This window comes from Neobacillus sp. PVCKKU3 (assembly GCF_058323225.1).
Genome location: NZ_JBLVQN010000050.1, coordinates 19353 through 40262, shown reverse-complemented (window position 1 = coordinate 40262; position 20910 = coordinate 19353). Strand labels below are relative to the sequence as shown.

Here is a 20910-nt window from a genome sequence, read left to right as displayed (position 1 = left end):
ATAATATTAAAAAAATTTGGTATGATTACTGTGCGCAAATGCTTTTATTTTAAGATATGGGGATGAGGGACCATGCAAAAAAAGTGGGAAAAACAGATTGATCCTAATAATAAATACGGTGGAGCATTTATATTAGGTGATAGGAACATTGAAATTCCTGAAGCAGCAGTGGTTTCAGTCACAAGGGGAGAACATTTCAACATACCGCGCCTAATAATCAATGGCTTTTTAAACCAGATGATCATGAAGGCGATGAGCAAGAACGATAATTTGCTGTATGCGGAATTGAGAGGGCAATTAGAAGGCGGAATCGGCCAGACATTGACTGTCTGGAAAGCAGGTAAAGAAATGAATTCCTTCCGAACTGGAGGTATGCATAACTTTGCAAGGAAGTTTTTTAGCTGGGTGTTTTACAGTGGAAAGGTTCAATCCTACTTTTTAACATGGAAAGCAAACGGACAAATCCCGACTTATGAAGAAGCGTCAGAAATCGTAACCACCTATGGCCGACATTTTGATGGCGGTAAGCTAGTGAGAAAGGCCCAACAGCCGAAGGATTTAGACCATAAAAAACCAAGCTGATTTATGCTAGCTGTTTATTAGCTAAATGATAGATTATTTTTAGCAGTTGTTTAGCCCTGTGTGTAAACGATAGAATGTGATTGATATTAACCAAAAAAGCCGCCGATCCAATGATCGAGCGGCCGTAATCTCTCTATTTCACTGTTTTCCGCGTACTTTCCGATGCAAAGTCCGCGATGACAACAAGAATCATATAGCAAAGCAGCAGCAGGGTAATCTGCGTGTATTGAAAATAGCTCATGGCTAGTTTAAAATCCATGCCTAGACCGCCTGCACCAACGAATCCAACAACAATCGTGGTTCTCATAATCACTTCCCAGCGATATAACACATAGGTTAAAAACCTTGGCATAACAATGGGAAGAATCCCGTAAAACAATGTCTCAATCTTAGAGGCACCAGATGCAGCCAAGTTGCGAATCGGCCGTGGATCCATATCCTCAATTACCTCTGCCCATAGCTTTCCTAGAATTCCAAAATTGTGCAAAGCAAGGGCAAGTGCGCCCGGCAAAATACCCGGTTTTAAAATGAAAATAATCATCATCGCCCAGACCAATTCCGGAACGGAACGGGAAAAAATATAAACGAGACGGACCAGACCGTATAGCGGCCAATTGTACCATTTTTTCGAAATGGTCAGGTTACCGCTCGCAATATTACGCGCAGCTGGAATCACCGTTAAACAGGCTGCAATGGTCGAAAACCCAATCGCCATTACGCTCATTTCCAGCGTCTCATAGGTCAGTTTTAACGCAGAAGCCCAGCTTTCGGCATTGAAAAAGGCTGGATTGTTTTCATTTAAACCAATTAATCCTCCAAAAAACTTTCCTGCGTATTCCGCATTTTGATCAGAGAAAAGGTCAAATATATCGGCATGGTCGATAATATAAATATATATCCACGAACCTGCAATCAGCAATGACGCCAAAAGAGCGGCACGCCAGCCTGAACTGAAACCACGCTGGCGCTTTCGATCTGTTAAGCTTTTGCGGACAAAATTACTCCAAATATCCACAAGTACAACCAAGGCAATCAAATAAAATACATAGGTCCAAACTTGGTCGTATTTCAAATCTGCAAGCGAAAGTTGAATTTGATAGCCAAGACCGCCGAGACCGACAAAGCTCATAATTGCCGAAGAACGAATCGAGCATTCAAAACGGTACATCGTATAACTAATCATATCAGCCCAAACTAATGGCAAATACCCGTAAAAGAGGACCTCAAGTTTGGAGGCCCCGGCTGCCAATAAAGCTTTTATTGGCTCTATGGGTACATCATTTAGCATATCGGCGAAAATTCGGCCAAGAATCCCGCCGTATGGAATTGCTAAGGCAAATATGGCAGCAAACGGTGAGAAACCGATGGCAGACACGAACAGCCATGCCCAAACCAGTTCGTGAATCGAACGGGTAAATCCTAATATTCCTCTGAAAAACACCTTATTGGCAAGTCTAGATGCCCGTGAAGATGTTAACGTCCCCGATGCGAGGACGCCGACAATAAAAGCATAAATAATGGCTAGAGACATTCCTGCTACGGCATATGCCAAAGTAATCCAGGCGGCTTCAAGACCTTTCGATAAAACCTCAGAGCTTAAATCCGGTTGAAAGAGACCTTTAAAAATTTGCCCCAATGTTGGAATTCCGCCAGCATGGTACACCTCATCTGCATCCCATTTGACCGAAAACAAACTCCATCCGAAAACTGCCAACAAAATCAATGAAAGAATAAATCGTTTATGGAGCCGAAAGGAGGAGTTCCATTTATGCATGGCTCGAATGCTCCTTTAGACTGTACAGTTCGGTTAACATTTCATCGGTTACCTTTTCTGTAGGCAAATCAAAAAATATCGCACCGTTTTTTAAGGAAATGATTCTGTCAAAATATTTTCGTGCATATTCAACTGAATGTAGGCTGGCAATTAGCGTTTGGTTATCCTCTGAAACAATTTTAGTGAGCATCGACAGAACGTCATCAGCCCGTGCAGGGTCAAGGGAGGCAACTGGTTCATCTGCCAAAATAATCTCCGGTTTTTGAACCATTAGTCTGGCCAATGCAACACGCTGCTGCTCACCGCCGGAAAGGGTAGAGGTGATTTCATAAGCTTTATCCGCGAGACCGACACGTTCAAGTGCGCTAAGTGCCGCATCTTTTTCCTGTGGGACGAGCAGAGATATCAATGATTTCACGGTTCCCCATTCCGCTAATTTTCCCGCCAAGACGTTATGGATCACTGCTAGCGGACCGATTAGATCAAATTGCTGACGGATAACCCCAACCTTTTTCGCGAAGGCTTTTCCTTTTTTATAAGAAGAGATGTCCTGGCCGTCAATGACCATTTCACCACTTTCCAACGGTACGAGGCGGACAATTGAATTTAACAGCGTCGATTTTCCGGCGCCGCTCGGGCCAACCAATGCCACCAGTTCCCCTTGTTTAATGGTAAAAGAAAGGGAAGATAAGGCTATCTTCCGCTCATAATGTTTTGTTAAATTTTTCACATCAATCATGATTTTTGAAGTCATAGATGAAAACACCTACTATTTAATAATCTTTAATTCTTTTGCTACTTTTTCAATCTTGCTGTAGTTTTCGTTCTTAGTTTCGACAAACTTGTCAGTTTGGAATAAGTCGGCCATTTCCTTAGGCTCTCCATTGAAAGAAAGAAGGGCGTCCTTAATCTTTTGCTCCGCACCTTTGCCAAATTTCTTGTCGATATCCTTATTTATGGTCCAGTTATAGTCATAGTAAGGAGGTGTTGTGTAGAATACCTTTACCTTATTTGTATCTACTTTACCTTCTTTGACGGCTGCTTCCCAAACGGAAATATTTAAAGCGCCGGCCTGAAAGGAACCGGATTCGATTAACTTATATGTTGTGTCATGGGAGCCGGAAAAATTAGGCTTACCATTAAAGTCTTTGTTCGGGTCAATGCCCGCTTCTGAAAGGAAATAACGCGGCATTAAATGGCCGGATGTTGAACTTTCACTGCCAAACGTAAATGATTTCCCTTTTAAATCCTTCAAGGAATTAATGCCGGAATTAGGCTGAGTGATAAACACTGATTGGAATTCAGCATCCCGCGGCCGTTGAACGATGGATTTAGCCTCAGGAACAAGGTTTCTAGCCTGAACACTTGTTAATCCGCCAAACCAAGCCATGCTGATTTCACCTCGCTGGAATCCTGTTACTAACGCGGCATAATCAACAGAAGGAACGAACTCTACCTTTAGGCCAGTTTTCTCGTTTAAGTATTTAGCGACTGCATCCATGCCTTTTTGCAAGTCGGCGGCATTTTGGTCCGGAATGGCTCCGATTTTAAACACTTGATCTGTTTTTTGTTCTTTCTTGCCTTCACTAGATTTTTCATTATTGTTTTGACCACAGGCGGCTAATGAAAATACCATCATCACCAGGATCATTACAGAAAACCACTTTTTCATAAAAGATACCCACCTCAATTGTCAATTACTAAAAAATGAATAGAAATAAATATTAACCTTCCTAATTATAAGGAAATGTTAGTACGTAATAAATTCAATTTATCGATTTATTCAATGGATTAGTATCGATTATTCAAATAGATAAAACCCCTGACGGTCTGACAGGGGCACAAAATTTCAATTTATACAGTTTGCTGTGACGAAAAAATAATGTCAGCAGAAATGAATAGGTTTTGATTTAGGAGGCAATTTAAGGAAAAAAGGATAAATATATGATTGGATTAATTATCGCCATCCTCATTTTTAATTTTATCGCTTTTAAGGAAAATAGGGTTCTAACTGCCAATCAAATTGTTCACATTTGGTGCTTTACAATTGCCTTTCAAAGCACCTTCGATGTTTTGGTAGAAATTAAATACCACGCCTACTGGTATTTTGGTAAAGATGTGGAATGGGCTGGCATAATTCCGCATTTATTTGTGGTACCACCTGTTAATATGATTTTTTTAAATTGGTTTCCTTTTAAAGGACCTTTTGTTAAAAAATTATCTTTTATCATTTTATTTGTGATTGCGATCTTAGTTTACGAAATGATTACTCTATTTCCGGAACCTTGGGGCTACTTCCATTACGGCTGGTGGAAGCTTTGGCATGCTGCCATTTTAGACCCCATTTTGCTTTTAATATTATTGGGGTATTATAAATGGATATGCCGGTTGGAGAAAAGGTCGATTTGCCAACAATAGGATTGCATAGAGAGGCAGAGAAACGCTCTCTCTTTTTTTATTTTATTGATGAAATTGTATAAACAGGCTTGGCTGCTTGTACATATTCTAATAAAAACGGCATCCGCAAAAGGAGGGAGGGCAATGGGCATCTTCAAGGATGGTATCAGCATCGGAACCGTTTCAGGAGGAATCGTAAACTTTGGCGGGGCAGTGATTATTTCACCCATTTCGATTACCAATACCGTTTCAGGTTCAGGCTCCGGAAATACGGATACCGGTGGTTCAGGAAATTCAGCATTAACTGTCGCAAGCGATCTGCTTCAATCTATAGCTAATAATCAAGGATTGTTGGGATCAGGAAATACGGGACAATCCAGGGCAAGAAGTGCAGGAAATAGAGATAATAATATGGCCACAAATAGAAGACGGGGCCGATAGCAGCCCCGTCTGATTATTTTTTATGATTTATGATACTTTTAATCCTTTTGCTGTTTGAACTTGCGTCCGCTTAGCGGGTTTGATGACATTGAAGACAATGTTTAGAAAGATAGCTGTTAAGCTTCCAGCAACAATCCCGCTATTCGTAAGAATCTTAACACTCTCAGGAAGATGTGCAAATAAATCCGGAACGGTAGTTACACCTAAACCAACTCCAACAGAACAAGCAATGATTAATAGATTCTCTTGTGAAGAAAAATCTACTTTACTAAGCATCTTGATTCCAGAAGCAATGACCATCCCAAACATAGCAACCATTGCTCCGCCAAGTACAGCAGTCGGGATAACTGTTGTTAATGCCGCAATTTTCGGTACAAACCCTAGAAAAATTAAAATACCGCCCATTGTATAAATAACGCTCTTATCCTTAACCCCAGAAAACTGGACAAGCCCGACATTTTGTGAGTAAGTGGTGTACGGGAAGGAATTAAAGAATGCCCCAATCACACTTGCCAACCCTTCTGCCCGATATCCTTTTACTAAATCCTGTTCCGTTAATTTCCGGCCTGTGATATCACTTAAGGCAAAATAAACACCAGTTGATTCTACAAGACTTACAATCGCTACAATTGTCATCGTAATGATCGGTGCCAGTTCAAAAGAAGGAGTTGCAAAATGTAAAGGCGTTACCATATGAAACCACGATGCATCACCAACTGCAGAAAAATTTACTTTTCCCATGAACGCTGCAGCAATGGTACCTGCTATCAAGCCTAATAATATAGAAATAGCGCGTATGAAACCTTTAAAGAAACGATAAAGAATAATGATAAATAATAACGTACCAAATGCCAGCACAATGTTTGAAATCGAACCAAAATCAGGGCTGCCTTGACCGCCCGCAACATTATTCATTGCGACAGGAATTAGTGTCGTTCCAATAATCGTCACAACTGAACCCGTTACGACTGGAGGGAAGAAGTGAATTAGTTTACCAAAGTATTTCGCAATCAACATGACAATTAATCCGGAAACTAGGATCGAACCATAAATAGAGGACATGCCATACTGATTTCCAATGGCAATAATCGGGCCTACTGCCGTAAATGTACATCCAAGGACAATTGGAAGACCGATCCCAAAATAACGATTTTGCCATACCTGTAATAATGTAGCGATACCGCTCGTTAATATATCAAGAGAAACTAGATAGGCAAGCTGTTCGTTCGAAAGATTGAGGGCACCGCCAATAATAAGCGGAACAATAACTGCTCCTGCATACATAGCGAGAACATGCTGAATTCCAAGGGATGCTGTTTTAAGTGTTGAATTTTTCATTATACTAGCTCCTCTACTTTTTCAGATTTAAAAGTGACTTCACCGTTAGCGAGGGAAGCAACGCGGGCTAAAGATTCAACTCTTATTCCTTGGTCGCTTAGCATTTTGGCACCATCTTGGAAGGACTTTTCGATGACTATTCCTACTCCGGCCACTTGGGCGCCGCTTTGGTTGACAATATCAATTAATCCTAAGGCTGCCTGACCATTAGCAAGAAAGTCATCAATAATAAGAACTTTGTCCTCAGCATTTAAAAACTTTTGTGCAATCGAAATCTCGTTAGTTTCCTGCTTTGTAAAGGAATGAACAGAAGCAGTGATCAATCCTTTGGTTAATGTGAGTGATTTTCTTTTTCTGGCGAAAATAACTGGAATATTGAACTGTAGGCCCGTCATGACTGCAGGGGCAATGCCCGAAGATTCAATGGTGACAATTTTGGTGATACCCTCGTTAGCGAAACGCTTCGCAAACTCTTTGCCAATTTCAAGCATTAATTCCGGATCAATTTGATGGTTTAAAAAAGAATCAACTTTTAGGATTTGATCTGATAAAACTTGCCCGTCATTTTTGATTTTTTCCTGTAATAGTCTCATGTTGTACCCCCATTTTTAAAAATAAAAAACCCAAAGGCCGTCCCCACATCAAATTGAGTGAGGTAATGGCCTTTGGGCTTAGCGTCCGAAAGGAATAGAATGGAAGTACGCTTAAAAAGAAAAGCATCCGTTCTCATTACCCACTCATAGTCGAATCGTTTACGGCAATTCGGTAGAAACTTGCGGGCCATATTCCCGCGATTATATGAGTGAAGCCTTATTGAATTCATTTCAAATTATATCACGGTATATCGAGAAATCAATCACTTTTTTCGTAAAAAGCGAATAATGTGCTAATAATTTTTTTATTTTGTTCGTCTTTTAGAAACCCTTCCCGTAAGTATCATAGAAGGATTGAACAATTAACCCATTTCAGTTACTATGTAAAGTGTGCATATATATCTGAAAATTGTGAAAAGGGAAATAAATATCGCTAGAGGATACTAACCGGTTAGGATGTTTGGGCCTAATCATAATTTTCATATAAAGAATAATTGGAGGAATGAAAGATGGTTGAAAAAATCCGCCCCTATTGGCCAGCTGATGTACCTGCAAACTTTACCTATTTACAAGGTGAAAAACCACTTTTTGCTTATTTAGAGCACCATGGGAATGAGCGCCCAAATGACACTGCCTATATTTTTTATGGACAAGAGGTCACTTGGGGACAACTCTTGGAGTACGTGAATCGCTTTGCTGGCTATTTACATAAAAAAGGGGTTAAGAAAGGCAGCTGCATCGCCCTTTATTTGCAAAACTGTCCGCAATATATTATTGCTCATTTCGCCATACAAAAACTAGGTGGAACCGTTGTGCCACTGAACCCAATGTTTAAAGAAAATGAATTGGCCTATTATTTCGAAGAAGCACCGATTGAAGGGATTATAGCAGGTGCTGAAATATACCCTCTGGTCAAAAAAGCGATGGAAAAGTCCCGCAACCTGAGCTTTATCGTGACTGCTAACTATCAAGATTTTCTCCCAGAACAGCCCGAATGGAAGTTTCCAGAAGAATTGCTTGTACCGAAACAAAACCTCACAGAAACAGATAATTTCACCACGATCCTTCAAACTGAAAATCCTTACGAACAGACTGAACAAGTAGATTTATGGAATGATATTGGGTTAATGGTCTTTACCTCCGGTACCACCGGACGCCCAAAAGGAGCTATGCTCACATTTGGTAATGCCCTTTTTAAATCCGCAGCCGCTGCCCATTCAAACGTTATGAAGGACGATGAAATTTTATTGGCAAGTGCTCCATTATGCCATATTGCTGGTATGTTGATGGGTTTAAATTCAACCATTTATTCGGGGAGGCCATGTGTGTTATTTACTCGTTTTGATCCGCTTGCAACGGTTGACGCCATAGAAAAGTACCGTGTTTCCTATTGGTATAGCATCGCGCCGATGAATTGGGCCATTTTACAAATTCCAGGCATTGCCGAAAGAGACTTGTCCAGTTTAACAACCAATCTGGCCACCAGCTTTGGAGTTCAGGTCACACAAGAGCTTTCAGACAAATGGAAAGCGGTTACGAAGGGCTGCCCGTTATTCGAGGCTTCCTATGGTTTAAGTGAAACTCATACATGTGACACGTTTATGCCAAAGGATAAAGTGAAGTTTGGTTCCTGTGGAATCCCTATTTTTGATACAGAAATTCGCATCCTTCATATCGAAACAGGTGAGGAAGTGCCTGCAGGCGAGCAGGGTGAAATTGTCGTGAAAAATCCGGGTGTGTTTAAGGGGTATTTAAACCGGCCGGAAGCAACAGCCGAAACGCTTAGGGACGGTTGGGTTCATACTGGTGATATCGGACGCCTTGACGAGGATGGATATTTGTATTTCATGGGACGAGTAAAAGAAATGATAAAAAGCTCAGGCTACAGTATTTTTCCAGAAGACGTCGAAGCACTTCTCAATTTACATCCGGCTATTCGCCAATCAGCCGTTATCGGCGTGCCTGATCCTGTAAAAGGAGAAGTTGTCAAAGCATTTGTCGTACTGCAGGATTCAAATAAGGAAGGCTTGACTCCTGACGCGATCATCTCATGGGCAAAAGAAAACATGGCTGCGTATAAATATCCACGTTATATAGAATTCATTGATCAGCTGCCGGCAACATCATCCGGAAAGGTATTGCGAAAATTATTAAAAGAAGAGTAGGAGATTATACAATGGAGTTATTACAAAAATTATCAAAGGATTTACAGGAAAGAAAAGAAGCGGCACTTTTAGGTGGCGGATGTGATAAAATCGCTGCCCAGCACGAACGGGGACTATTAACTGCACGCGAAAGAATTGAAAAATTTGCTGACGCCGGCAGCTTTATGGAGCTTGGCATGTTAAATACATCCGATGTAAAGGGAACCGAACATAAAAGCTATGGGGATGGGCTAATCATTGGTGTCGGTAAAGTGAATGGCCGGTCAGCCGTTATTCAGGCTGGGGACAAGACTGTTTTTGCCGGGACGGAAGGTGCTGTTCACATGCGAAAATCCAAAAGTATCCATGAGTTTGCAGTTAAAAACGGCCTCCCAATGTTTACACTGCACGAAGGCGGAGGATTGCGGATGCCGGATGGAATGGGTTCAGACGGGTTCAGCGATAAACTTTTCCCGCGTGAGATGCTGACAGTTCACCGCCAAGTACCGACGATGACGGCCATCTTGGGAGACAGTTTTGGCGGTCCTACTTGGACTGCTGTTTCTTCTGATTTCGTCACCCAGCTGCAAGGAACCTGTATGGCGATTGCCGGACCACGGATGCTTGAGCTCGCGAACGGGCAGAGAATGATACCGGAAGAATTAGGCGGGGTCGATATTCATAACCGCTTTACCGGACAAATTGATGATGATGGGGCAACGGAAGAAGAATGCTTTGACAGGATGAAAACCTTTTTTTCCTACATGCCGCAAAACAGCGGTGAACGCCCGCAAATGAGACAGACGAATGATGATCCTTACCGCTTGGTAGATGAGGTTTTCAATATACTGCCGCAGCAAAACAACCGCGTCTATGATATGAAAAAAATTATTGAAACGATTGTTGATGATGGCATCTTTTACGAATATCAACGGAAATTCGGCAAAGGCTTGATTACATCGTTTGCCCATTTGAACGGGCATGTAGTCGGAATTATCGCCAACCAGCCAAACCAATTTGCCGGAGCACCTGGCTCGCATGAGTGTCAAAAGGCCACTGAGTTTATTTGTCTTTGTGATTCCTATCATATCCCTCTGATTTTTCTGCACGATACCCCAGGTTTCCGTATCAGCAGCGAAGCAGAAAAAGCAAAAATGCCAACAAAAATTATGGTCTGGAATCAGGCGTTAGCTTTATCAACTGTACCGAAAATCTCTGTTGTCATCCGTAAAAGTATCGGTGCTGCATACGGGAATATGTGCGGTCCGGGCATGGGCGGTGATTTAGTGGTCGCGTGGCCTAGCGCGGAAATTAATTTTACCGGACCAGAAGTCGGGGTGAATGTCGTGTTTGGCCGCGAATTGGCCCGCTCTGAAAATCCAAGTGAGGAACGGAAAAAACTTTTGGAACTTTGGTCATTTGATAGTTCACCATATAAAGCGGCAGCGAAGCATTTGATTGACGATGTCATCCAGCCCAATGAAACAAGAAAATTCCTTTGCCAGTCACTTGAATACTTATTAACCTCAAAGCGTGAAAAAAGCGAGAGGCTGCTAGCGACTTGGCCGACAGGTATATAAACTTTTGGAACCTTTCCATCGTGGAAGGGTTCTTTTTTTTGCGTCCTAAATGGGCAATCTAATAAAAAATATTTTTAAAAAAATGTCCACCTGGGGTGAACATTCTTGTGGAAATGTGATAAAGTATAGTAAATGAATCCTTTTATAACAGGGTTTATATGGAATGTAAATGTACGCCTCAGGAGGACAATTGTATTTTTTAAAAATACATAAACATCGTTTTTTATCATAAAGGAGGATTTGATATGTCCAGTAAAAAGCTAGAGCATTTTTTAAATGAAAATCTTGAGGATTTAAAGGGAAAAGGCCTATATAACGTCATCGATCCGCTTGAAAGTCCAAATGGACCGGTGATTACGATTAACGGCAAGGAACTTGTCAATCTTTCTTCCAATAATTATTTAGGATTAGCAACCGATGAACGGTTGAAAAAAGCTGCTGCCGAAGCGCTTGAAAAATACGGAGTGGGAGCAGGAGCTGTTAGGACTATTAATGGAACTCTCAAGCTTCATCTAGAGCTGGAGGAAAAATTAGCTGAGTTTAAACATACAGAAGCAGCCATAGCTTATCAATCAGGTTTTAATTGTAACATGGCTGCTATTTCCGCTGTCATGGATCAAAACGATGCGATATTATCAGATGAACTTAACCACGCCTCTATAATTGACGGCTGCAGACTGTCCAGAGCTAAGATCATCCGTTTCAACCACTCTGATATGGATGATTTGCGCGCCAAAGCCAAAGAAGCAGTCGAGTCTGGTCATTATAACAAAGTAATGGTCATTACCGATGGTGTTTTTTCGATGGACGGGGATATCGCGTTGCTGCCAGAAATTGTTAAAATTGCTGAGGAATTTGACTTGATTACCTATGTAGACGATGCACATGGTTCAGGTGTACTCGGTGAAGGTGCAGGGACGGTCAAACATTTTGGACTCTCCGATAAGATCGATTTTCAAATTGGTACTCTATCAAAAGCAATCGGAGTTGTCGGTGGTTATGTTGCCGGAAAGCAAAACTTAATTGATTGGCTGAAGGTTCGCAGCCGTCCGTTCTTATTTTCCACTTCCCTAACACCTGCTGATGTGGCTGCAAGCAAACGTGCAATCGAGATTTTAATGGAAAGTACTGAGCTTAATAAAAAGCTCTGGGAAAACGGAAACTATTTGAAAAAAGGATTAAAGGACTTGGGCTTTAATATTGGAAACAGTGAAACGCCGATTACTCCATGTATCATTGGCGATGAAAAATTAACTCAGGATTTTAGCAGACGGTTAAATGAAGAAGGGGTTTATGCGAAGGCAATCGTATTCCCGACCGTTCCTCGCGGTACAGGACGGGTCCGCAATATGCCGACAGCTGCCCATACGAAAGAAATGCTTGATAAGGCCATCGCCATTTACGAAAAAGTCGGCAAGGAATTAGGAATTATTTAAAGATTTTACTGACAGAGGATGATATAGATGAAACGTATATTGATAACGGGTGCTTTAGGGCAAATTGGTTCAGAGCTAACCTTAAAGCTGAGAGATATTTACGGGGCTGACAATGTCATCGCCACCGATATTAAGAAAAACAACAGCGAAGCGGCATTAAGCGGTCCATTTGAGGTTGTTGATGTGACTGATGGGAAAACAATGGTGGAGACTGCGCGAAAATATAAGGTGGATACGGTCATGCATTTAGCGGCCCTATTGTCGGCCACTGCCGAAGCAAAACCAGTTTTCGCTTGGAACTTGAATATGGGCGGACTGTTAAATGCGCTAGAGACAGCTCGCGAAATGAATGCACAATTTTTCACCCCAAGCTCTATTGGTGCTTTTGGTCCATCAACACCGAAAGACAATACGCCACAGGATACGATTATGCGCCCTACCACGATGTATGGTGTCAATAAAGTAGCCGGTGAACTTTTGGCGGATTATTACTTTGAAAAATTCGGTGTTGACACACGCGGTTTGCGTTTCCCTGGATTGATTTCCTATGTGGCACTCCCTGGAGGCGGTACTACCGACTACGCTGTGGAAATTTATTATGAAGCAGTAAAAAATGGGCGCTATACATCATATATCGATAAAGGCACCTATATGGACATGATGTATATGCCGGATGCATTGAATGCCATCGTGGATTTAATGGAAGCGGATGGTTCTAAGTTGAAACACCGCAATTCCTTTAACGTGTCTGCGATGAGTTTCGACCCGGAAGAAATCGCGGCAAGCATCAGAAAATATATACCTGGTTTTAAAATAAACTATAATGTAGACCCAGCCCGTCAAAAAATTGCCGAAAGCTGGCCAAATTCTATCGACTCCAGCGCAGCTAAGCAAGAATGGGGCTTCAAATACGACTATGATTTAGACAAAATGACCAAAGATATGCTTGATAAATTAAGTCAAAAATTTCAATTAAAAATCCCAAGTTAAAGAAAAACAGCGAAGCTCTCAAAGCTTCGCTGTTATCTTTTCACATAGATTAATTTGTCATTTTTCTCGGTTACTCGTCCAATGATGGAGGCATCTGCCAATCCACGTGAATGTAAGCCATCTACATAAAGCTTTGCATCTTTTTCGTTAATTGAGACAAGCAAACCCCCAGAAGTAATCGCATCACATAAAACAAGCTGCTCTTCAGGAAGTATGTCCTCGTACACAACATCATCAGATATCCATTTATGATTAGACTTAGAGCCGCCAGGGACTACACCATTTTTCGCTAATTCGATGGCCCCTTCAAGAATTGGCACCTGGTTAAATGAAATTTCAAAGCTCACATCACTCCCTCGTGCCATTTCACTTCCGTGTCCTAACAGGCCAAAGCCGGTTACATCGGTAACAGCACTTGGAGTATATGGGAAGAGCTCTTCAGCAGCGGTTTTATTCAGCATTGCCATTGTTTCTGTCACGGCTTGTTCTTGCTCCGGAGTTACGGCACTTCTTTTAATCCCGGTTGTCAAAATTCCAACTCCAATTGGTTTTGTCAATATAAGGATATCTCCTGGCTTTGCACCGACATTTTTCCAAACTTTTTCCGGATGGACAATTCCTGTCACGGATAACCCAAATTTCGGTTCCTGATCATCGATGGAATGGCCGCCAACCGTGAGGGCCCCAGCTTCTTTAACTTTATCTGCAGCACCGCGTAAAATATCTGCAAGCATATCCGCTCCGAGTTTTTTTATAGGGTAGCCGACGATATTCAATACAGTCTTCGGTTCTCCACCCATCGCGTACACATCGCTTAATGAATTTGCGGCCGCAATCTGGCCGAACATATACGGGTCGTCCACAATTGGAGTAAAGTAGTCTACTGTTTGAATCAGCGCAATCGTATCTGTTAATTGATACACACCCGCATCATCGCTAGTTTCATTCCCGACAAGTAATTCGGGAACAGGGTCTTGTTTTGGTAAAAGACGCAAAACTTGCGTCAGGTCCTCTGGACCAATTTTACAGCCTCAACCAGCCTTAGTTGATAAAGAGGTTAGGCGAATCTTTTCCTGCTCACTCATTATGTACACCTCCCATTAAATAGTATACCTATTATACTAATTGGTGCAAAATATTTGCGGAGTAATAGTTGAAAAGATAAAATATTTCTACCATATACATAATGAAAAGCAGGAGGTCATCAATGAAAAACTTTCATGTAATTGTTGAATTTTGCATGCAGTGAAACTACGCACCAAAAGCCGCGAGTTTCGCGGAGGAACTAATCACGCATTTCCGGCGTGATATTTCAAAATTGGAATTGATTCCAGCCTCGGGAGGAATCTTTGAGGTTACCGTTAATGGGGAAAAAATCTACTCTAAAGATGAAATAGGGTTATTCCCAGATACAGAAGACATTATTAAAATCATGGAGTCAAAATAACCAAAACCCTCACATTCAACTGTGAGGGTTTTAAATTGCCGGTAATTTTATTATGTAAACTGTGTAATAAAAAAGTAAATCAAGGCAGCGTAATATACCGATTTTTTCCTGAACCATTATTTATTTTTGATATAAAGATCTCTAAAACATTATTTTGAAAGGAAGCGTTTATACAATGATTAATTATAGAGAAAGGAAAGTCAATTGTGCGGGTCTTTTTTGGATGTCGTGATGGGAATGTGTAAGAATGTTTTTGCGCTGTAATGACAAGCTGTGTATTATCAGTTTTCACTTTAATCTCCGAACTGACATATTCATCTAATGATGCCTCAACAATCCAATCTGTTTCGGTTTCGTATATATCAATTCTGAATTGATATAAATCGCAATGGGTTGTAGATGGGTCCAAAAAATAATTTGTTAACCATTTTTCCATTTTCTCAAAATCTACAACAGAATTTCGAGGCAGGTTTTTCTTTTTCAAAATATTATTCCTCCTTACACGTTTCATTTTATTCAAGGAGCCGAAAAATGTTAAAAATGCTATAATAGGACAAAAGAAGGATTTTAAGGAGATATTTATTGCATGAAAGAAACCTTGCGGAGCATTCCACCTGTACATGAGCTTCAACATCACCCACAGTTTAAAGTGTTGATTGAACAAAATCAGCTTGATGCAGCAGCCCTGACTAGTCTTCTAAAAGACATTCTGGATGAGACTAGACAAGCTATCATCCGCCAACAGTGGCTAGGGCCATTGCCTGGAACGGAATCGTTTATTGATGAAATTTTTCAACAGCTGCAATATAAAATTAAAAAACAGCTTTCCTATACATTAGAAAAAGTTATTAATGCAACAGGCACGATTTTACATACCAACCTTGGCAGGGCTAGGTTAAGCAATGCCGCTATTCAACATGTAGTGGAAGTAGCTCAAAACTATTCCAATCTTGAATATAAGTTAAATGAAGGGGAACGTGGTTCTCGCCATAGTCATGTTGAAGCCTTGATTAAAGAGATTACTGGGGCCGAAGCAGCGATGGTCGTGAATAATAATGCTGCTGCTGTTTACCTCGTCTTAAGAGCCTTGGCCAAAAATAAAGAGGTCATTGTTTCAAGAGGACAGCTTGTTGAAATCGGCGGATCGTTTCGAATTTCTTCGATCATGGAGGAGAGCGGTGCGACATTAATCGAAGTTGGGACAACCAATAAAACTCATCTTTATGATTATGAAAATGCGGTGACACCCGACACGGCTATCATCATGAAAGTTCACACCAGCAATTTTAAGGTAATTGGTTTTACAAAATCGGTTGATTCAGAGGAATTAATTCAGCTTACAAAAACCCGTGAAGATGTTCTTTTCTATGAGGATTTAGGGAGCGGTGCGTTATTTGACCTTAGAAACCATGGAATTGGGGACGAGCCGGTAGTCAAAGAAGTAATCGGAATGGGTGCGGATGTTGTCACATTTAGCGGGGACAAGCTGTTAGGAGGCCCGCAGGCAGGAATTATTGCTGGGAAAAAGGCAATTATTGACCGATTGAAAAAACACCAGCTTGCACGAGTGGTGCGGGTAGATAAAATGACACTTGCGGCGCTTGAGGGTACATTATTAGATTATGCCCGTGGTGAAAAGACAATGAAAAATATTCCGGTCATCCGTGATTTATTAATGTCTGTCAATGAATTAGACGAAAGGGCAGCAAACTTTGTTACAAATTTGTTACAAAGGACAACTGCTTTTCAGGCAAATATTTTTCAAGCTACAAGTCAGGTCGGAGGAGGCACTATGCCGGATGTGGAATTGCCTGCAAGGGTTATCGCCTTAAGGCATGAATCCTTAACGGCCGAGCAGCTTGGCAGGAAGTTAAGAACGGAGTCTAAGCCTGCTATCATTGGCAGAATTCAAAAGGATGAATTTTTAATTGATTTGCGGACTGTTACTAAGGAGGAAGAGGAGCAGCTCCTAGATACATTGTTACATATTTAAGAAAAACGAAAGCATCGTTTCAGTGAATTCTGAATCGATGCTTTTTTCGATTTAGCTAATCGTTAAATTACATATCATGGCTTGAATTATGTTTTTGACGTGTATGGTTGCGATTTTTCACTTTTTTTGACCCGCTTAAAGGCTCCGGCTGGCCGGATTGTTTTGGGGCATTTCTGCGCATATCTGTCCCGTCATTTTTGTTGGTCATCATTATCCCTCCTCATCAGTTAGGATGCGGTCAATCATTCTTTTTATGTGCTGAATATTTTTTTTCGTTCTGTACAATTTAATGGGTAAACAATTTAAGGGGGAATCCTAAAGATGCAAAGAAATCCTTATAACAAGAATAAACAGGAAGCTTTTCAAGCTGCTCAGCAGGGGTTTGAGAATGCACAGGGACTTTTCGAAACGATTGTCAGCGACAGTGCCAGCTATGGACATCAATTAAAGCACTTAAAAAACGAAGTGAATGAGGCTTACCAGCAAATTGAGAATGCGCTCGAAGTGGCTTCTGAAACACAAAGGGAACAGCTTGAGAGATTCCAGCAGGATCTAAAACAAATTGTAACTGAGGTAAATGATTTTCAATAATAAGAAAAAGCGGGAATCCCGTCCCGCTTTTTCAATCCATTTCAAGCAATGAAAACATCTTTATTGATTCTTTTTACGTTTTTTATTGTTTCGTCTTTCCATTTCTGTAAGGGGTTCATTGGCCATCTCTTCATTATAGCCTGCACCCATACCTTGCGCACCAGCTGCATTCATTCCTGGTATGACATGCTTCGCCTTTCTTTTTGCCATTAACCTTCACCTCCTGTTAAAATTACTATCTCCATTCGGACGAAAATAATGACAAATAAAAGTTTTTTTGCCATAATGTAAGAGGGAATCCTTCGGATGGCAAAACAAAATTTTACATAGGTAATGATAGTTTTTTCAAAATATTCCGAACAAATTACATAAAAAACCATAAGAAAAACTTATCAATCACAATAACTTTCTTGTTATTTACTTATGTAATCGGTTGTATTAAGATTATTTTTGTGAGAAAAGTAAAAGCCGGATGGGGATTTTTCAACTTTTCGATTTTTGTATTTTTATGACGTATAAGGGGGTTACTACCATGGCGAAAAATGATGTGTTTAACGCACGATCTTCCTTTGACGTAAACGGCAAAACTTATCATTATTACCGTCTAAACGCTTTGGAAGAAGCAGGCATTGGCAACGTGTCCAAATTGCCTTATTCCGTAAAAGTATTACTTGAATCCGTGCTCCGCCAATATGATGGCCGTGTTATTACAAAAGAGCATGTTGAAAATCTTGCAAAATGGGGAACAGATGAACTTAAAGAGGTAGATGTACCTTTCAAGCCTTCCCGTGTAATCCTTCAGGACTTCACTGGTGTTCCTGCAGTCGTTGACCTTGCTTCCTTAAGAAAAGCAATGGCAGACCTTGGCGGCGACCCAGATAAAATCAATCCTGAAAAAACTGTTGACCTTGTTATCGACCATTCTGTACAGGTTGATGCATATGGTAACGAAAATGCATTAAAAGTTAACATGGATTTAGAATTTGAACGTAATGCTGAGCGTTACCAGTTCTTAAGCTGGGCACAAAAAGCATTCAATAACTACCGCGCAGTTCCTCCTGCAACTGGTATCGTTCACCAAGTTAACCTTGAGTACTTGGCTGATGTTGTACATGTTGCTGAAGTTGACGGCGAACTTGAAGCCTATCCAGATACACTTGTAGGTACTGACTCTCATACAACAATGATCAATGGTCTTGGCGTTCTTGGCTGGGGCGTTGGCGGTATCGAAGCAGAAGCAGGCATGCTTGGACAGCCTTCATACTTCCCAGTACCAGAGGTTGTAGGGGTTAAATTAACTGGTGAACTACCAAACGGTGCTACTGCTACTGACCTTGCATTAAAAGTAACACAAGTTCTTCGTAAGCATGGCGTAGTTGGCAAATTTGTTGAATTCTACGGACCAGGCGTTCCTTCATTACCGCTTGCTGACCGTGCGACAGTTGCGAACATGGCTCCTGAATACGGTGCAACTTGCGGATTCTTCGCAATCGATGAAGAATCACTTGGATATATGCGCTTAACAGGCCGCGATGAAGAAGCAATTAAAGTTGTTGAGGCATATTGCAAAGCTAACGGCTTATTCTTCTCACCAGCTGATGAGCCAGTTTATACTGACGTAGTCGAAATTAACCTTGCTGAAATCGAAGCAAATCTTTCTGGTCCTAAGCGTCCGCAGGATTTGATTCCACTTTCACAAATGAAGGAAGAATTCGTGAAAGCTGTTTCTGCTCCTCAAGGCAATCAAGGCTTCGGCTTAGGTTCTGATGAGCTTGAAAAGTCTGCAACCGTTAAATTTAACAACGGTGACGAAGCAGAAATCAAAACAGGTGCTGTTGCGATTGCTTCTATCACAAGCTGTACAAACACCTCTAACCCATATGTTCTAGTGGGTGCAGGTCTTGTTGCGAAGAAAGCTGTAGAACTTGGAATGGAAGTTCCTAAGTTTGTAAAAACTTCTTTGGCACCAGGATCTAAGGTTGTAACTGGTTACCTTCGTGATTCCGGCTTACTTCCATACCTTGAGCAAATCGGCTTTAACCTTGTTGGTTACGGCTGTACAACATGTATCGGTAACTCCGGTCCATTAAAAGAAGAAATCGAAAAAACAATCGCGGAAAATGACCTATTAGTTACTTCTGTTCTTTCCGGTAACCGTAACTTCGAAGGACGTATCCATCCACTTGTAAAAGCTAACTACCTAGCATCACCACCGCTAGTTGTTACTTATGCATTAGCTGGAACAGTTAACGTTGACTTTGAAAAAGATCCTATCGGAAAAGACAAAAACGGCAACGACGTCTTCTTCAAGGATATCTGGCCAACTACTGCTGAAGTAAATGAAGTAGTAAAACAAACTGTTACACCTGAACTGTTCCGTAGAGAATACGAGAACGTGTTTGGCGACAACGAGCGCTGGAATGAAATCAAGACAAGCAACGAGCCATTATATACTTGGGATGAGGATTCTACTTACATTGCAAATCCTCCATTCTTTGAAGGTCTATCTAAAGATCCTGGTGAAGTTGAGCCATTAACTGGACTTCGTATTGTTGGTAAGTTCGGTGACTCTGTAACAACTGACCATATTTCACCTGCAGGAGCGATCGGCAAAAATACTCCAGCTGGTAAATATTTATTGGAAAAAGGCGTTCAGCCACGTGACTTCAACTCTTACGGCTCCCGCCGTGGTAACCACGAAGTTATGATGCGCGGTACGTTCGCAAACATCCGTATCCGTAACCAAATCGCACCGGGCACAGAAGGCGGCTTCACAACTTACTGGCCAACAGGCGAAGTTATGTCCATTTACGATGCTTGCATGAAGTACAAAGAAGAAGGCACTGGCTTAATGGTTCTTGCTGGAAAAGACTACGGAATGGGATCTTCCCGTGACTGGGCTGCAAAAGGTACAAACCTATTAGGCATCAAAACTGTTCTTGCTGAAAGCTTTGAACGTATCCACCGTTCAAACCTTGTATTAATGGGCGTTCTTCCACTTCAATTCAAAGAAGGCGACAACGCAGAATCACTTGGTTTAACTGGCAAGGAAACATTTGAAGTTCAAGTTGGTGAGAACGTAAAACCTCGTGACCTTGTAAAAGTTACTGCTACTGCTGAAGATGGCAGCAAGAAGGAATTTGAAGTAGTTGTACGTTTTGACTCTGAAGTTGAAATCGACTACTACCGTCACGGTGGAATCCTGCAAATGGTTCTTCGTGAAAGATTACAAGGCTAATCCTTGAATGGTAAAACACCATGCGTGAATGCGCATGGTGTTTTTTGCGTTTTCTTATATTTGTCCAAGCACCTCACTTTTTAGCACCATATAATATCACATAAACCTATCGTGTTTTTACGAATATCATAAAGAGGAGTGGGTAATATGGCATGTGGTTGTGGCAAGTCATCTAAACAAGTAAGACCCAATAATGTAAATTATTATTCGCCAAATCGAAGAAATGTTTATAGAAGGCAACCAGATAATTTGAATAAACAAGAAGGTCAAAATCAAGTACAACAAGATAATAACAAAAATCAGAAGTAATCCATAAATCCTCATTTTGAATTTTGTTGACAATTTTGCTTATACTTGCTTAAAATT

General features: G+C 41.1%; 19 protein-coding genes, 1 pseudogene and 1 riboswitch. Of the genes and pseudogenes, 11 read left to right on the top strand and 9 right to left on the bottom strand.

The features are described from left to right. Window positions 1–72 precede the first annotated feature (72 nt). On the top strand, window positions 73–582 hold the full coding sequence (locus ACNQGS_RS25130) for a hypothetical protein (RefSeq protein WP_491489710.1): 510 nt from the start codon (window positions 73–75) through the stop codon (window positions 580–582). Between the two features lie 133 nt (window positions 583–715). Here the strand turns inward: ACNQGS_RS25130 and ACNQGS_RS25125 are convergent, their stop codons facing one another. From ACNQGS_RS25125 to ACNQGS_RS25115, 3 genes are read right to left on the bottom strand one after another with little or no spacing between them, the layout of a single operon-like run. Next, window positions 716–2356 carry a PhnE/PtxC family ABC transporter permease gene (locus ACNQGS_RS25125; protein WP_491489709.1) on the bottom strand — a complete coding sequence of 547 codons (1641 nt, stop codon included), beginning with the start codon at window positions 2354–2356 and terminating at the stop codon, window positions 716–718. Next, window positions 2349–3110, bottom strand: a complete 762-nt coding sequence (phnC, locus tag ACNQGS_RS25120) for a phosphonate ABC transporter ATP-binding protein (RefSeq protein WP_491489708.1) — start codon at window positions 3108–3110, stop codon at window positions 2349–2351. Before phnC ends, ACNQGS_RS25125 begins: the two co-directional genes overlap by 8 nt. A gap of 15 nt (window positions 3111–3125) precedes the next feature. Continuing rightward, a complete protein-coding gene (locus ACNQGS_RS25115; protein ID WP_491489707.1) occupies window positions 3126–4028 on the bottom strand; it encodes a putative selenate ABC transporter substrate-binding protein in 903 nt (300 codons plus the stop codon). A 272-nt stretch (window positions 4029–4300) separates the two neighbouring features. On the opposite strand from ACNQGS_RS25115, the gene ACNQGS_RS25110 reads away from it, so the two are divergent. Next, window positions 4301–4774, top strand: a complete 474-nt coding sequence (locus ACNQGS_RS25110; protein ID WP_491489706.1) for a hypothetical protein — start codon at window positions 4301–4303, stop codon at window positions 4772–4774. Between the two features lie 123 nt (window positions 4775–4897). After that, the gene (locus ACNQGS_RS25105) at window positions 4898–5194 is read left to right on the top strand and encodes a hypothetical protein (protein ID WP_491489705.1); all 297 of its coding nucleotides are present in this window, start codon (window positions 4898–4900) and stop codon (window positions 5192–5194) included. A gap of 27 nt (window positions 5195–5221) precedes the next feature. Here ACNQGS_RS25105 and ACNQGS_RS25100 read toward each other — a convergent pair whose 3' ends face one another. Beyond that, window positions 5222–6532 carry a nucleobase:cation symporter-2 family protein gene (locus ACNQGS_RS25100; protein ID WP_423802322.1) on the bottom strand — a complete coding sequence of 437 codons (1311 nt, stop codon included), beginning with the start codon at window positions 6530–6532 and terminating at the stop codon, window positions 5222–5224. After that, on the bottom strand, window positions 6532–7125 hold the full coding sequence (locus tag ACNQGS_RS25095; protein ID WP_491489704.1) for a xanthine phosphoribosyltransferase: 594 nt from the start codon (window positions 7123–7125) through the stop codon (window positions 6532–6534). The genes ACNQGS_RS25100 and ACNQGS_RS25095 overlap by 1 nt, the downstream gene beginning before the upstream one ends. A gap of 127 nt (window positions 7126–7252) precedes the next feature. After that, window positions 7253–7354: riboswitch (purine riboswitch) on the bottom strand. A 280-nt stretch (window positions 7355–7634) separates the two neighbouring features. On the opposite strand from ACNQGS_RS25095, the gene ACNQGS_RS25090 reads away from it, so the two are divergent. The 4 genes from ACNQGS_RS25090 (at window position 7635) to ACNQGS_RS25075 (ending at window position 13275) form a co-directional block, all read left to right on the top strand. Continuing rightward, on the top strand, window positions 7635–9290 hold the full coding sequence (locus tag ACNQGS_RS25090) for a class I adenylate-forming enzyme family protein (protein WP_491489703.1): 1656 nt from the start codon (window positions 7635–7637) through the stop codon (window positions 9288–9290). An 11-nt stretch (window positions 9291–9301) separates the two neighbouring features. Then, complete coding sequence (locus tag ACNQGS_RS25085; protein WP_491489702.1) at window positions 9302–10849, top strand: acyl-CoA carboxylase subunit beta; 1548 nt, start codon at window positions 9302–9304, stop codon at window positions 10847–10849. A gap of 245 nt (window positions 10850–11094) precedes the next feature. Beyond that, window positions 11095–12285, top strand: coding sequence for a glycine C-acetyltransferase (locus tag ACNQGS_RS25080; RefSeq protein ID WP_491489701.1), 1191 nt, complete (start codon window positions 11095–11097; stop codon window positions 12283–12285). 27 nt (window positions 12286–12312) lie between these two features. Continuing rightward, window positions 12313–13275, top strand: coding sequence for an L-threonine 3-dehydrogenase (locus ACNQGS_RS25075; protein ID WP_491489700.1), 963 nt, complete (start codon window positions 12313–12315; stop codon window positions 13273–13275). 32 nt (window positions 13276–13307) lie between these two features. On the opposite strand, the gene selD is transcribed toward ACNQGS_RS25075, so the two are convergent. Further along, entirely contained in the window at window positions 13308–14360 is a 1053-nt protein-coding gene (gene selD, locus ACNQGS_RS25070; protein ID WP_491489699.1) for a selenide, water dikinase SelD, read from the bottom strand. A 176-nt stretch (window positions 14361–14536) separates the two neighbouring features. On the opposite strand from selD, the pseudogene ACNQGS_RS25065 reads away from it, so the two are divergent. Further along, window positions 14537–14722: pseudogene (locus tag ACNQGS_RS25065) on the top strand (Rdx family protein); the annotation flags it as partial. A gap of 79 nt (window positions 14723–14801) precedes the next feature. On the opposite strand, the gene ACNQGS_RS25060 reads toward ACNQGS_RS25065, so the two are convergent. Further along, window positions 14802–15206 carry an Hsp20/alpha crystallin family protein gene (locus ACNQGS_RS25060; RefSeq protein ID WP_464494179.1) on the bottom strand — a complete coding sequence of 135 codons (405 nt, stop codon included), beginning with the start codon at window positions 15204–15206 and terminating at the stop codon, window positions 14802–14804. A 102-nt stretch (window positions 15207–15308) separates the two neighbouring features. On the opposite strand from ACNQGS_RS25060, the gene selA reads away from it, so the two are divergent. Then, entirely contained in the window at window positions 15309–16715 is a 1407-nt protein-coding gene (gene selA / locus ACNQGS_RS25055) for an L-seryl-tRNA(Sec) selenium transferase (protein WP_491489698.1), read from the top strand. A gap of 67 nt (window positions 16716–16782) precedes the next feature. On the opposite strand, the gene ACNQGS_RS25050 is transcribed toward selA, so the two are convergent. Beyond that, a complete protein-coding gene (locus tag ACNQGS_RS25050; protein ID WP_213115690.1) occupies window positions 16783–16923 on the bottom strand; it encodes a small acid-soluble spore protein P in 141 nt (46 codons plus the stop codon). Window positions 16924–17036: 113 nt separating this feature from the next. Between ACNQGS_RS25050 and ACNQGS_RS25045 the strand changes: the two genes are divergently transcribed. Then, entirely contained in the window at window positions 17037–17306 is a 270-nt protein-coding gene (locus tag ACNQGS_RS25045) for a DUF2524 family protein (RefSeq protein WP_491489697.1), read from the top strand. A 60-nt stretch (window positions 17307–17366) separates the two neighbouring features. Here ACNQGS_RS25045 and sspO read toward each other — a convergent pair whose 3' ends face one another. Continuing rightward, window positions 17367–17516 (bottom strand): small acid-soluble spore protein SspO, encoded by a 150-nt coding sequence (gene sspO, locus ACNQGS_RS25040; RefSeq protein WP_213140096.1) that lies wholly within the window; start codon window positions 17514–17516, stop codon window positions 17367–17369. A gap of 322 nt (window positions 17517–17838) precedes the next feature. Here sspO and acnA point away from each other — a divergent pair, with 322 nt between their 5' ends. Then, window positions 17839–20544, top strand: a complete 2706-nt coding sequence (acnA, locus tag ACNQGS_RS25035; protein ID WP_491489696.1) for an aconitate hydratase AcnA — start codon at window positions 17839–17841, stop codon at window positions 20542–20544. The last annotated feature ends 366 nt before the right edge of the window (window positions 20545–20910 follow it).